Consider the following 13291-nt stretch of genomic DNA (forward strand, 5'->3'; position numbering starts at 1 on the left):
GGGGTTCCGCTCGAACGACATGCACGCGGGCGGAAACTTCTACAGACTCCACGTCCCGCTCGGACCAGAGGTCACCCCACATGCAGCAGGGTGCCCTCAGGCCGGCGGGCCACCCCCGCAGGCGCGGGGAGCACGCGTCGGAGTTAGCGCGGATGATCCCGGTGGAGGGACCATCTTCGCGCTGGCGGGAAGCACTCCAGGACGACGGCCTCCGGCGGGCGCGGGGAGCACGCCTCCAGGTCCGCGGGGTTGAACAGGTAGGCGGGACCATCCCCGCGGGCGCGGAGAGCACGCCGGTTTCGCGGTGTCGTTCCTTCCCCAGGAGGGACCATCCCCGCGCGGGCGGGGAGCACAGGTCGTCGTCTCACAGGGCGTACCGGTCGATGGGACCATCCCCGCGCGGGCGGGGAGCACTCGCCTTCGCCGTACTTCCACCGGCCGACCGGGGGACCATCCCCGCGCAGGCGGGGAGCACTCGGGGTGTGGCGGCGGGGCGGCGGTGGGCGCGGGACCACCCCCGCGCAGGCGGGGAGCACATTGCTGACCTGCGCTCTACCCGGGGCAGACCCCAATTCTCGTCACTTCCGCCGAAACCGGCAAAACCCCTGAAGCAGGACAAGAAGGTGGCAGTGAACATGGGCTGGCCGACCTCCGATGGCCCGACCCCGTTCGTGGCGGTGTCCGCGGTCTCTTCGGGACCATCCCCGCGTGGGCAGGGAGCGCCGCAGCTAGGCGCGGTATATCTCGGCTTAGGTGGTGGTGGGCCAGGAACGTAGTTGGTGGGCGATCTGGTGGGCGGTGCAGGCTGGGTCGACCAGGAGGTTTCGCAGGGCGGCGGCGTCAGTGGTGGAGGGCTTGACCGTGATGCCCGAGGCCTCGAGGTACATCACGCCGGTCGCCGCGGCGACAGCGAGGTTGGAGCGCTCCAACCAGCGGCAGCGGCCGAGCGTGTGCACCAGGGCAGCCGCTCTCGTGTAGGGGCCGTCGTAGACGGCCTGGTCCAGAAGCTCGGCCTGGTGGCGGGCGCACGCAGCGACCGGGACTCCGTAGTCCTCCGGCGCCGGGTCGCCGGCACCGGCGAGTTCGGCGACCTGCAAGATCCACGGCACGTCGATGTGCAGGATCATCAGGCGGCCTGCCCACCCCGCCTCGAGCCGTGCTCGGCCTCGTCGAAGAGCGACTGGTGCTCGACAAGGAACCGCTCAGCGGCGCCCATCGCCCTGGCGCGCAGCCCGCTGACGTCGTCCACGACCAGCTGGGCCAGGTAGTCACCCACCGACATCCCCCGATCAGCGGCCCGCCTACGAGCCAGCTCAGCGATCTCCGCATCCACCCTGGCACCGAGCTGTGTCTTCGCCATACCCGCATGGTAACAGCCGTTACCATGCGGCGCCATAGCTCCCGCTCCCACCGCATCTGGCGCCTCGCCCCCTCCCCATGCGCGGGCGGGAGCGCTTCTCCTGGTCCTGCACCGTGGGACTATTCCCCGCGCGCACGGGAAGCACGCGCACGAGCGGCCCACGGGGAGTGCAGACCCGGGACCATCCCCGCGGGCGCGGGGAGCACCCCTGGTCCGACACACGTCGATGCGCACGTCAGGGACCATCCCCGCGCAGGCGGGAGCACCGTCAGTGGGCGTGGCCCGCGACCCTGGAGCTGGGACCATCCCCGCGCGGGCGGGGAGCACCATGTCCGCCATGGGTCCGTCGCCACGCCGCCGGCACCATCCCCGCGCACGCGGGGTGGTCCCTCGGACAAGGCAATGGACCGTTCGTTCCTATCGTGCTCCCCGCGCCTGAGGGGGTGGCCCCGGTTGGTCGGACACCGGCTACAGCTTCGTCGTGTGTTCTCCGCGCCCGCCGGTCTGGAGCGGGACGTGGACGTGACCGGGGTTGGGCCCATCGGAGGACGGTCAGCCCGTGCTCACTGCCACTTCTTGTCCTGATGTGGGTGTTCTGCCGGTTTCCGTGAAAGTGACGAGAATCGGGGTCCGCCGCAGGTAGAGTCGCAGGTCAGCAAGTGTGCTCCCCGCCCGCGCGGGGATGGTCCCTGGTCCGACTCATCGAGGCCGGCCCGGAGCTGGTGCTCCCCGCCCGCGCGGGGATGGTCCCGTCGTCATCGACGACGTGACGTTCAAGTTCGCGTGCTCCCCGCCCGCGCGGGGATGGTCCCGTGCGCCTTCCACTTCTGGGACGCGATCGATTGTGCTCCCCGCCCGCGCGGGGATGGTCCCATGCTGGGATCGCCGAACTCTCGGCGCTCGCGGTGCTCCCCGCCCGCGCGGGGATGGTCCCAGGCAGCCCGCACCGTGCTCGACCAGGAGCTGGTGCTCCCCGCCCGCGCGGGGATGGTCCCACCCGTGGCATGTCGAGGAGACTCGAGACCTTGTGCTCCCCGCCCGCGCGGGGATGGTCCCACCCCGACCCCCGCCGAGCTCCACGCCACGGCGTGCTCCCCGCCCGCGCGGGGATGGTCCCTTCGGCGGCCTGCCCACGCCGGCGTACCGCAGGTGCTCCCCGCCCGCGCGGGGGTGGTCCCCCGCAGCCGATGGTCGGCGGTCCGTGCCACGAGTGCTCCCCGCCCGCGCGGGGATGGTCCCGTCCAGAGGACCTCTCGTAGCCCTCGACGATGTGCTCCCGCCCGCGCGGGGATGGTCCCCACGTCCTCGGGCCGGCTGAACTTGGGCCAGAGTGCTCCCCGCCCGCGCGGGATGGTCCCCGTCTGGCAAGGTCGGCTCGCCCAGGAGCTTGGTGCTCCCCGCGCCCGCAGGGATGGTCCCGCGTACGCGTACAACGAAGAGGCGACGCTACCGTGCTCCCCGCGCCTGCGGGGATGGCCCCGGCTGGTCGGACACCGGCTACAGCTTCGTCGTGTGTTCTCCGCGCCTGCTGGTCTGGAGCGGAACGCGGACGTGACCGGGGTCGGGTCATTGGAGGACGGCCGGCCCGTGTTCACTGCCACTTCTTGTCCTGCTACGAGGGTTTTGCCGGTTCCGGCGAAAGTGACGAGAATTGGGGTCCGTCCTGGGTAGAGTCGCAGGTCAGCAAGTGTGCTCCCCGCCTGCGCGGGGATGGTCCCAGGTACGGGTAGCGGGGCTGGGGGGTGAGGTCGTGCTCCCCGCCTGCGCGGGGATGGTCCACCGGGGTCCGGACGCCAGGCTGGCGCGGGAGGCGGTGCTCCCCGCCTGCGCGGGGATGGTCCCCGGCTCCGGCCGAGCACCTACTTTGCCCAGGCGTGCTCCCCGCCTGCGCGGGGATGGTCCCCGGGCGCCGGGCCCGTACCGCCCCCGGGCGGGGTGCTCCCCGCCTGCGCGGGGATGGTCCCGCCGGGACGATCGCGCCCGTCAGTACGGGGACGTGCTCCCCGCCTGCGCGGGGATGGTCCCCAGCCAGTCGACGCGCTCGGTCCACGTGGCCAGTGCTCCCCGCCTGCGCGGGGATGGTCCCCGGGCGAGCCCTGGAGGCTGGTGAGTCCTCTCGTGCTCCCCGCCTGCGCGGGGATGGTCCCCTGGCCGCGCTGCTGCCCGGACCGGCGGGCCGGTGCTCCCCGCCTGCGCGGGGATGGTCCCACCACGGTGGCCACCGCCAGCCCTGCCAGCACGTGCTCCCCGCCTGCGCGGGATGGTCCCGTCCGGTAGACCAGGACCGCCATGGCGCCGATGTGCTCCCCGCCTGCGCGGGGATGGTCCCTCGGTACCGCGGCCCGCACCCTGCACGTCGACGTGCTGCCCGCCTGCGCGGGGATGGTCCCGCCGACCTGGCGGACCGGACGAAGGACCGGGAGTGCTCCCCGCCTGCGCGGGGATGGTCCCGCTCACTGCGCGGCGGTGCTGCGGGCAGAGCGGTGCTCCCCGCCGGTGCGGGGAGCACTCTACGTCGCCTGCGTGCCGAACTCGGCATCGGGGGCCATCCCCGCGGGTGCGGGGAGCACAGCTCCCTCCTGAACGACGGCGCGGCCTCGGAGGGGCCATCCCCGCGGGTGCGGGGAGCACTGCGGCTGGTCGCTGATCACCGCGAGTGCTTGGGGCCATCCCCGCGGGTGCGGGGAGCACAACGGCCATGACCTGTACCTGTCGAACAAGTGGGGGCCATCCCCGCGGGTGCGGGGAGCACTGGTGCCCTGCGTCTCGGTCTGGGGCAGGATGGGGGCCATCCCCGCGGGTGCGGGGAGCACTCGTGGCTGAGCGTCCGTCTGCGGGTGGGTGAGGGGCCATCCCCGCGGGTGCGGGGAGCACTCGAAGGCGATGGCGGTGGTGTGGGCGGCGAGGGGGCCATCCCCGCGGGTGCGGGGAGCACATGCCCAATGAGTGCTTCGGCAACGATGGGCCGGGGCCATCCCCGCGGGTGCGGGGAGCACTCCCCGCCGTCGGCGCGGTGGACAAGCGGGTGGGGGCCATCCCCGCGGGTGCGGGGAGCACTACTTCGGGATCCAGAACGTGGACCCGAGATACGGGCCATCCCCGCGGGTGCGGGGAGCACCGTACCGAACAGCAGGACGGCCGTCTGGGACCGGGGCCATCCCCGCGGGTGCGGGGAGCACGTCCTGCTCACCGGCCTGTCGCCGGAGGCAATGGGGCCATCCCCGCGGGTGCGGGGAGCACCACTCGCCGAACACATCGCCGCCGAGCGCCACGGGGCCATCCCCGCGGGTGCGGGGAGCACACTTGCTGACCTGCGACTCTACCCACGGCAGATCCCGATTCTCGCCACTTTCACTGAAACCGGCAAAACGCCCACAGCGGGACAGGATATGGCCGTGAGCGCGGGCTGGCGACCTTCGGCGGCACAGCCCCGACCCTGTCCACGTTCCGCCGAGCAGGCCAGCGGCTGCCGAAGCTCGGAAGGCTGCTTGGTAGGCGAACGGGGAGGCGGGTCTGGCCCTAAAAGGGGGGAAGTGCTCCCGGCCGCGACCAGGGGGTCGCTAGGAGGGCATCCGCCACGTGGGGAGGCCCTTTCGCAGACTCCACTCCTGCTCGGATGACACGCCCTCCCGGGCACGGCATACCCGCGAGGATCATCCCCCGCAGACGCGGGGAGCACACCCCCGTCACTGCCTCTGACCGTCTACCACGGGACCATCCCCGCACGGGGCGGGGAGCGTTCTCGGGAAGGCAATCGCGCGCTCGCCCCTGGGGGACTTCGTCGTGCGGGCGGGAAACGCCCGATCTGCTCTTCGTCCTGGCGCGCGGCGTTGGCACCATCTCCGCCGGTCGTCCCGGAGGGACATCGGCTGCTGGTGCCTGATCTTTTAGCACAGGTGTGGTGCCGTGGAGGGCTTTTTGATCAGTTTCGGTGTTCGTGCCTGTGGCTTGGGTGATTGGCTGTATGTATACCCGTATGGCAGGCGTGGGGGCGGGTCGGTCCGGGCTGGGTGGTCGGCTTGTGGGTCCGGTGCGGGCGGTGTGGGCGAAGCATGATCGTGACTGTGATGGTTGGCTGCCGTTGTGGCGGCATATGGAGGACAGTGCTGCTGTAGCGGGGCTGTTGTGGGATCGGTGGTTGCCCGGCAGTGTGCGGTGTCTCATCGGGGAGGGGTTGCCTGAGGGGGAGGCGGACGGGCGGCAGTTGGCGGTGTGGCTGGCGGCTGTGCATGACATCGGGAAGGCGACGCCGGCGTTCGCGTGTCAGGTGGAGTTGCTTGCGGACGTGATGCGTGATGCGGGGCTGGCGATGCGGGGCCTCGGGCAGGCTCGTGCGGATCGCCGGTTGGCGCCGCATGGGCTGGCCGGGCAGGTGCTGCTGTCGGAGTGGCTAGAGGAGCGGCAGGGATGGTCGGGACGGCAGTCGGGGCAGTTCGCGGTGGTCGTGGGCGGGCATCATGGGGTGCCACCGGATCATCCTCAGCTGAAGGATCTTTACGGCCATCCTGAGCTGCTGCGCTCGCCGGGTGAGTCCGAGGTGTTGTGGCGGCGTGTGCAGGATGAGCTGCTCGGGGCGTGTGCCGAGGAGTTCGAGGTGGCCGGGCGTCTTGGCGCTTGGCGGTCGGTGAAGCTGTCGCAGCCGGTGCAGGTGTTGTTGTCGGCGTTGGTGATCATGGCGGACTGGATTGCGAGCAATCCGGATCTGTTCCCTTACTTTCCCGATGGTGCGTCGTGTTCGGGCGCGGAGCGGGTGGCGGCTGCGTGGGCTGGGCTTCGGTTGCCGGAGCCGTGGCGGCCGCAGGAGCCGCGGGGCGAGGTGGGGGAGCTGTTTGCGGCTCGGTTCGATCTTCCTGGGGGTGCGAAGCCGCGGCCGGTGCAGGAGGAGGCGGTGCGGCTGGCGCGGTCTTTGCCGGCGCCGGGGCTGATGGTGATCGAGGCTCCGATGGGGGAGGGGAAGACGGAGGCGGCTTTGGCGGTCGCTGAGGTCTTTGCTGCTCGGAGTGGTGCGGGTGGGGTGTTCTTCGCGTTGCCGACGATGGCGACGGGCAACGCGATGTTCGACCGGTTGTTGGAGTGGCTTGACCGGTTGCCGGTCGAGGATGGTGCGCGGCTGTCTGTGCTGCTGGCGCATTCGAAGGCGGCGTTGAACGATACGTTCGCCGGTCTGCTGCGTGCGGGGCGGCAGACGATCGCCGCGGTGGACGTCGACGGTGAGGCCCACGGTGGTGAGATCGAGGGCGGCTGTTCGGCTGGGGGGCGAGGGGCTCCTGCCGAGTTGGTGGCGCATCAGTGGTTGCGGGGGCGTAAGAAGGCGATGCTGTCGTCGTTCGTCGCCGGGACGGTCGATCAGCTGCTGTTCGCGGGGTTGAAGAGTCGGCACCTGGCGCTGCGGCATCTGGCGGTGGCGGGCAAGGTCGTCGTCATCGATGAGGCTCACGCGTACGACGCGTACATGAACGTCTACCTGGACCGGGTGTTGTCGTGGCTGGGTGAGTACCGGGTGCCGGTGGTGGTGCTGTCGGCGACGTTGCCGGCCGGGCGGCGGCGGGAGCTGGCCGAGGCGTATGCGGGTCGCGGTGCGGTGTCGGAGTTCGCCGTGCTGGAGGAGGCGGTGGGGTATCCGCTGCTGACCGCGGTCGCGCCGGGGGTGGCTGCGTTGGTGTGTGAGCCGGGTGCTTCGGGTCGTGGGGGTGCCGTGTGCTTGGAGCGGCTGGATGAGGGCGATCCGGGGGTGCTGGCGGATCGGCTGGAGGCCGAGCTTGAGGGCGGGGGGTGTGCGCTGGTGGTGCGCAACACCGTCGCGCGGGTGGTGGAGACCGCCAGGGTTTTGAGGAAGAGGTTCGGCGATGCGGCGGTGACCGTGGCGCATGCCCGCTTCCTCGACCTGGATCGTGCGGCGAAGGACCGGGACCTGTTGGCGCGGTTCGGTCCGGACGACAAGCGTGCTGGTGAGCGGCCGGTCAGGCACATCGTGGTGGCCAGCCAGGTCGTGGAGCAGTCGCTGGATGTGGATTTCGATCTGCTGGTGAGTGACTTGTGTCCGGTGGACTTGCTGCTGCAGCGGATGGGTCGTTTGCACCGGCACGAGCGGTGGCGGCCGGAGCGGTTGCGTGTCGCGCGGTGTCTGGTGAGCGGGGTGGACTGGTCGGCGGGGGTTCCTCGTGCGGTGCGGGGGTCGGTGAGCGTGTATGGGGAGTACGCGCTGCTGCGGTCGGCGGCTGTGTTGCTGCCGCACCTGGGTGAGGGTGGTCGTGCGGTGCGGCTGCCGGAGGACATCAGTCCCCTGGTGCAGGCGGCCTACGGTGATGGGCCGCTGGGCCCGGCCGGGTGGGCGCAGGCCATGGGCGCGGCGCGGGAGAAGCATCGCGTGCGCCGGTTGGAGCAGGGGCGCAAGGCGGAGACGTTCAGGATCGGGGAGGTGGGTCGGGCCGGTCGGCCGCTGCTGGGGTGGCTGGCGGCGGGGGTCGGTGATGCGGACGATACCCCGGTCGGGCAGGCCCAGGTCCGCGATGGCCGGGAGGCGCTGGAGGTGTTGGTGGTGCAGCGTCGCCAGGACGGGGTGCTGACGACGGTGCCGTGGCTGGGGAAGGGCCTGGGCGGGCTTGAGCTGCCGCTGGACGCGGTGCCGGCGCCGCGGGCCGCCCGGGCGGTGGCGGCGAGTGGTCTTCGTCTGCCGGTGCAGATGTGTGTGCCCGGCGTGGTGGATGAGGTCATTGCCGGGCTGGAGCAGTTCTGCGTGCCGGCGTGGCAGTCCAAGGACAGTCCGTGGCTGGCCGGCCAGCTGATCCTCGTTCTCGACGGCGATTGTCAGACCCGTCTGTCAGGCTTCCGCCTGACGTACAGCCAGGCCGATGGACTTGAGGTGACCGGTGCCTGACCCGAGCAAGTCACAGCACGACGAGGTGCTGTCGTACGACCTGACCGAGCGGCCGTGGCTGCCCGTGCAGCGGTGCGATGGCAGCGAGGACTGTCTTTCCTTATCGGAGGTGTTCCGGCAGGCGGGGACGGTGCGCAGGCTCGTGGGGGAGGTGCCGACGCAGGAGTTCGCCCTGATGCGGCTCCTGCTCGCGATCGCGCATGACGCCCTGGACGGCCCCGCCGACATCGATGAGTGGGCCGAGCTGTGGGAGGAGCCCGACCGTCTGCACGAGGCGGTGGACCCTTACCTGGCTGCGCACCGGGGCCGGTTCGACCTGCTGCACCCTGAGGTGCCGTTCTTCCAGGTCGCCGGCTTGCGGACGGAACGCGACGAGGTGTTCTCCTTGAACCGGATCGTCGCTGACGTGCCGAACGGGGACCCCTTCTTCACCGCTCGTATGCCCGGTGCCGACCGGCTCGGCTTCGACGAAGCGGCCCGCTGGGTGGTGCACGCGCACGCCTACGACACCTCCGGTATCAAGACCGGTACCGTAGGGGACCCGCGGGTCACAAAGGGCAAGGTCTACCCCCTGGGGCTGGGGTGGGCGGGGAACCTCGGCGGGGTCCTGGTCGAGGGCAACAGCCTGCTCGAGACCCTGCTGCTCAACCTGATCGCCACGGAGGACTCACCGGTCCACGCCGGCGAGGGCGACGCGCCGGCCTGGCGCCGTGACCCGTGCGGCCCGGGCCCCGCCCCGAGCGAGGAACTGGCCACCCGCCCCGACGGCGTGCGGGACCTGTACACGTGGCAGACGCGCCGGCTGAGGCTCTGCTTCAATGCCCAGGGCGTGAGCGGCGTGGTGCTCGGCTACGGCGACCCGCTGGCCCCGCACAACGCGCACACCCGCGAGCCCATGAGCGGGTGGCGGCGCAGCCAGGCGCAGGAGAAGAAGCTGCGTACCTCGCCGGTGTACCTGCCCCGGGAGCACCGGCCCGCCCGTTCGGCGTGGCGCGGGATCGGCTCGCTGATCGCCGACCAGGCACCGAAGGAGGCAGGGCAGGGCCCTGCGGCCGGGTTGCGGCCGGGCATCGTGCGGTGGGTGGCGCGGCTGTCCACCGAGGGGGTGCTGCCGCGCCGGTTTTTGATCCGGGCGCGGGTGGTGGGGGCGGTGTACGGCACTCAGCAGTCGGTGATCGACGAGATCGTCGACGACTCGGTCGCCATGGGCGTGGTGCTGCTGCACGAGCAGGACCCGCGGTACGCGATGACGGCGATCGACGCCGTCCGTGACGCCGAGGCCGCTGTCCGGGCGCTGGGTGACTTGGCCATGGACCTGACCCGGGCAGGCGGCGGGGAATCGGAGGCCGGGAAGAGCCAGGCGCTGGAGGCCGGGTACGCCACGCTGGATGACCCCTACCGGCAATGGCTGTTGCAGCTTGCCTCCGCCAAGGATCCGGCTCGCCGGCGCGAGGAGTGGCAGGACCTGGTCCACCGGCACATCAGCCGGCTCGGACGGCAGCTGGTGTGGGCCGCGGGCCGCAGGGCGTGGGAGGGCCGGATCGTCACGACCGCCCAGGGCAGCCGCTGGCTCAACGCCTCGGGATGCGACCTGTGGTTCAGGTCCCAGCTGAACAAGGCCCTGCCCCAGCGGGCCTCCCACACTTCCGCCAACGACGAGCCGCCGCCGGTTCCGGCGCAGCGCGCCGCCACAGACGCTTCCGACCCCTGCGAGGTGCCCGCGTGACCGCCGTCTCCCCGACCGCAGCCCCCTCCGACCGTCTGGGCATCGTCGGCCGACTGGCCGCATCCCGCATCACCCAGCTGCAGAAGGGCTACCTCAACGACGACGGGGCCGCCGTGGCCACGCTGGCCCGGCTGCGGACCGCCGCGGGCAAGGACGCGATGTCCATCCCGCAGCTGTGGGGCCTGATCGACACCAGCCCGCTGTACGAGCGGCCGAAGGACGCGGCTGTCAGGCCGCTGCGTGAACACGAACTGCAGTGGGCGGAGCAGGCCTTCCACGCCGCGCTCAGCCTGTGGGCCGTGCACCAGCAGTCCCGACGAACCGAAATGCACCACGGCGCACGCCCCTACCGCGGGGAGCTGGGAGCGGCGGTCCGGCGGCTGATGCCGGCGAACGAGATCGACGAAGCGGTCCACAAGCGTTTCGTCCGCGCCGGCACCGCGCCAAGCTGGCCCCGCCTGGCCCAGCGGCTGCGCGACCTGGTCGTGCTGCTGCGCCAGGCGGGCGTGCCCTTGGACTACGCCCTGCTCGCCGATCAGCTCTACACCTGGCGGCAGCCCGGCGGCCCGCAGGCGGTGCGCGCCGCGTGGGGCCGGTCGTTCAACGCCTACCGTCCCGCCGCCGATGCCGCGGGCACGGACAACGACAACACCTCTGACACTCGATCCAGCGAAACGGACAAGGACGCCTCGTGAGCCGCATCATCGTCGACGTACACGCCCTGCAGACCGTCCCGCCGAGCAACCTGAACCGCGACGACACCGGCTCACCCAAGACAGCCCTGTACGGCGGCGTGCCGCGGGCCCGCGTCTCGAGCCAGGCGTGGAAGCGCGCCACCCGTGAGCACTTCAACCGCACCCTCGACGCCTCGCAGCTGGGCGTGCGGACCAAGCGTGTCGCCGAGCTCCTCGCGGAGCGCATCGAGCGGCTCGAGCCTTCCCTGGAAGGGGCGCCCGAGGCCCTGACGCTGGCCGCGGAGACGCTGAAGGCCGCGACCGGATCCAAGATCGAGGTTCCCAAGCGGAAAGCGGACGCTGCGAAGAAGTCCGGCGAGAAGGAGCCGGCGCCCGAGGCGTCGTACTTGATGTTCCTCAGCACACGCCAGCTGGACCGCCTCGCCGAGATCGCCGTCGAGGGTGCCAAGGACATCAGCGCGTTCTTCAAGGACAAGGAGAACAAGGCCCGCGCCCGGGAGGCGGCCGACACCCGCCACTCCGTCGACATCGCCCTGTTCGGCCGGATGGTCGCCGACTCCGCCGACATCAACGTCGACGCCGCCGCCCAGGTCGCCCACGCCATCAGCGTCCACCAGGTGGAAACCGAGTCCGACTACTTCACGGCCGTCGACGACCGCAACAGCGACGCCGAGCCGGGCGCCGGAATGATCGGCACCATCGACTTCAACTCCTCCACCCTCTACCGCTACGCGGCCTTGGACGTGAACCTGCTGGCCGCCAACCTCGGCAAGGGACTGCGCGAGGACGAACCCGCGGCCGCGCCTGTGCAGCGCGCGGTCGAGGCGTTCCTCGACGGCTTCGTCGCCTCCCTGCCCACCGGGAAGATCAACACCTTCGGCAACCACACCCTGCCCGAAGCCGTCATCGTCAAGATCCGCTCCAGTCGCCCCATCAGCTACGTCGGTGCCTTCGAGAACCCCGTCGGCAGCAACGGCGCCGGCCACGTCCGCGGCGCCTGCGAGCAGCTCGCCGCTCACGCCACCGAGATCGAGCGCGCGTACGGCGACACCAGCACCAGCGCCTGGGTCCTGCGCCTGGGCACGAGCACCGAACCCCTCGCCGCCCTCGGCAGCGAGGTCTCCAGCCTCTCCCAGCTCGTCGACACGGTCGGACAGGCCGTTGCCGAACGCCTGGAGCGGCAGTGAGCGTCCTGACCCTGCAGCTGGCCGGCCCCCTGCAGTCGTGGGGGGCCTCGGCCCGCTTCGCCCGGCGCACCACCGAAAGCGCACCCACCAAGAGCGGCGTCATCGGCCTCCTGGCCGCCGCCCAGGGCCGCGCCCGCCACACACCGATCGACGACCTCGCGGCCCTGCGCTTCGCCGTCCGCCTCGACCAGCCCGGCCAGCGCCTGCGCGACTACCAGACCGCACACCACCAGGTCAGCGAAAAGTCCATGCCGGTCTCCGAACGCTTCTACCTCGCCGACGCCGTGTTCGTCGCCGCGGTGGAAGGCGACGACACCCTCATCCGCACCCTGCACCAGGCCGTGCGCGACCCAGGCTTCCTGCCCTTCCTGGGCCGACGCTCATGCCCGCCGTCCCGGCCCGTCGACCTCGCCGTCCACGACAGCGACCTCGAGCAGGCCCTGGCCGACGAACCCTGGCACGCCTCCACCTGGTACCAGCGCCAGCGCCGCCGCGACGCCACCATCGAGCTGACCGTCCTGCTGGAAAGCAGGGACGGTACCGGTGACGTGCTGCGCGATCAGCCCGTGAGCTTCGCCGCCGACCGCCGCCTGCACGCCCTGCGCACCATCACGACCACCACGGTCACCGTCCCCAACCCCCTGGCCGTCCCCAGGCCGGCCGTGCCCCGACACGACCCGGTCAGCCACCTGCAAGCGGAGAGCGCCTGATGTATCTGACCCGGTTCCGTGTGAACACCGCGCGACCCGGCTCGCGCCGCTTGCTGTCCTCACCCCAGGCGATCCACGCCGCAGTCATGTCGTCCTTCCCCCACCTGCTGCCCACCGGCGACGACACCCCCCGCGTCCTGTGGCGCATCGACCACAACGCCCGAGCCGAGATCCTCCTCTACATCGTCAGCCCCGACCAGCCGGACCTGACCCACCTCGTCGAACAAGCCGGCTGGCCCGCCGCGGCCGCGAACGCCACCGCCGATCCCCGCCTGCGCGGCTGGCAAAGCTACTCCTACGCGCCGTTCCTCGAGCGGATCACCCCCGGCTCCACCTGGGGCTTCCGCCTCACCGCCAACCCGGTGCACCACATCCGCCGTAAGGAAGGCGAACCGAAGAAGCGCACTGCCCACATCACACCGGGGCACCAGATGCGGTGGCTGCTGGAGAGGCAGGAGCGATCAGGCTTCCGGATCCTGACCAAGCCCGCCGACCGGCGACTCACGGACCACGGGAACGAGCACGACCTGATCGTCCACAACCGACGAGACCTGCGCTTCAGCAAGTCCCCCGACACCACCCAGGCCAAGCACAGCGTCAGCGTGCTGGCCGTCACCTTCGACGGACGCCTCGAAGTCACCGACCCCACCGCGCTGCGCCGCACCCTCACCGCGGGCCTCGGCAAGGCCAAGGCCTACGGCTGCGGACTGATGACCCTCGCCCCGTTGGGATGACC

8 protein-coding genes and 2 CRISPR repeat arrays are annotated in these 13291 nt (G+C 71.4%); of the genes, 6 read left to right on the forward strand and 2 right to left on the reverse strand.

Annotated elements, in window-relative coordinates; all coding sequences use genetic code 11:
- Positions 1 to 202: 202 nt before the first annotated feature.
- Positions 203 to 536: direct repeats of the CRISPR family, unit length 29 nt; unit sequence GGGACCATCCCCGCGCGGGCGGGGAGCAC.
- A 213-nt stretch (positions 537 to 749) separates the two neighbouring features.
- Together LPA54_RS16770 and LPA54_RS16775 are read right to left on the reverse strand one after the other, a co-directional pair.
- A complete protein-coding gene (locus LPA54_RS16770) occupies positions 750 to 1127 on the reverse strand; it encodes a fic family toxin-antitoxin system, toxin component (protein WP_228978466.1) in 378 nt (125 codons plus the stop codon).
- Positions 1127 to 1360 carry a hypothetical protein gene (locus LPA54_RS16775; RefSeq protein ID WP_228978468.1) on the reverse strand — a complete coding sequence of 78 codons (234 nt, stop codon included), beginning with the start codon at positions 1358 to 1360 and terminating at the stop codon, positions 1127 to 1129. Before LPA54_RS16775 ends, LPA54_RS16770 begins: the two co-directional genes overlap by 1 nt.
- A gap of 1689 nt (positions 1361 to 3049) precedes the next feature.
- A CRISPR array of direct repeats spans positions 3050 to 4661; the repeat unit is 29 nt; unit sequence GGGGCCATCCCCGCGGGTGCGGGGAGCAC.
- Positions 4662 to 5453: 792 nt separating this feature from the next.
- Between LPA54_RS16775 and cas3 the strand changes: the two genes are divergently transcribed.
- From cas3 to cas6e, 6 genes are read left to right on the forward strand one after another with little or no spacing between them, the layout of a single operon-like run.
- Positions 5454 to 8237, forward strand: a complete 2784-nt coding sequence (gene cas3, locus LPA54_RS16780; protein WP_228978623.1) for a CRISPR-associated helicase Cas3' — start codon at positions 5454 to 5456, stop codon at positions 8235 to 8237.
- The gene (gene casA / locus LPA54_RS16785) at positions 8230 to 9963 is read left to right on the forward strand and encodes a type I-E CRISPR-associated protein Cse1/CasA (protein ID WP_228978470.1); all 1734 of its coding nucleotides are present in this window, start codon (positions 8230 to 8232) and stop codon (positions 9961 to 9963) included. Before cas3 ends, casA begins: the two co-directional genes overlap by 8 nt.
- Complete coding sequence (casB, locus tag LPA54_RS16790; RefSeq protein WP_228978471.1) at positions 9960 to 10658, forward strand: type I-E CRISPR-associated protein Cse2/CasB; 699 nt, start codon at positions 9960 to 9962, stop codon at positions 10656 to 10658. The genes casA and casB overlap by 4 nt, the downstream gene beginning before the upstream one ends.
- Entirely contained in the window at positions 10655 to 11845 is a 1191-nt protein-coding gene (gene cas7e, locus LPA54_RS16795) for a type I-E CRISPR-associated protein Cas7/Cse4/CasC (RefSeq protein WP_228978474.1), read from the forward strand. The genes casB and cas7e overlap by 4 nt, the downstream gene beginning before the upstream one ends.
- Positions 11842 to 12555 carry a type I-E CRISPR-associated protein Cas5/CasD gene (gene cas5e / locus LPA54_RS16800; protein WP_228978476.1) on the forward strand — a complete coding sequence of 238 codons (714 nt, stop codon included), beginning with the start codon at positions 11842 to 11844 and terminating at the stop codon, positions 12553 to 12555. Before cas7e ends, cas5e begins: the two co-directional genes overlap by 4 nt.
- A complete protein-coding gene (cas6e, locus tag LPA54_RS16805; protein WP_228978478.1) occupies positions 12555 to 13289 on the forward strand; it encodes a type I-E CRISPR-associated protein Cas6/Cse3/CasE in 735 nt (244 codons plus the stop codon). Before cas5e ends, cas6e begins: the two co-directional genes overlap by 1 nt.
- Positions 13290 to 13291: the final 2 nt, after the last annotated feature.

The organism is Streptomyces sp. DH12 (assembly GCF_020873895.1).
Taxonomy (GTDB): Bacteria; Actinomycetota; Actinomycetes; order Streptomycetales; family Streptomycetaceae; genus Streptomyces.

Coding starts and splice junctions, on each gene's coding strand:
- LPA54_RS16775 (WP_228978468.1), bottom strand. CDS start 1,360: ATGGCGAAGACACAGCTCGGTGCCAGGGTGGATGCGGAGATCGCTGAG.
- cas6e (WP_228978478.1), top strand. CDS start 12,555: ATGTATCTGACCCGGTTCCGTGTGAACACCGCGCGACCCGGCTCGCGC.
- cas3 (WP_228978623.1), top strand. CDS start 5,454: ATGGAGGACAGTGCTGCTGTAGCGGGGCTGTTGTGGGATCGGTGGTTG.
- LPA54_RS16770 (WP_228978466.1), bottom strand. CDS start 1,127: ATGATCCTGCACATCGACGTGCCGTGGATCTTGCAGGTCGCCGAACTC.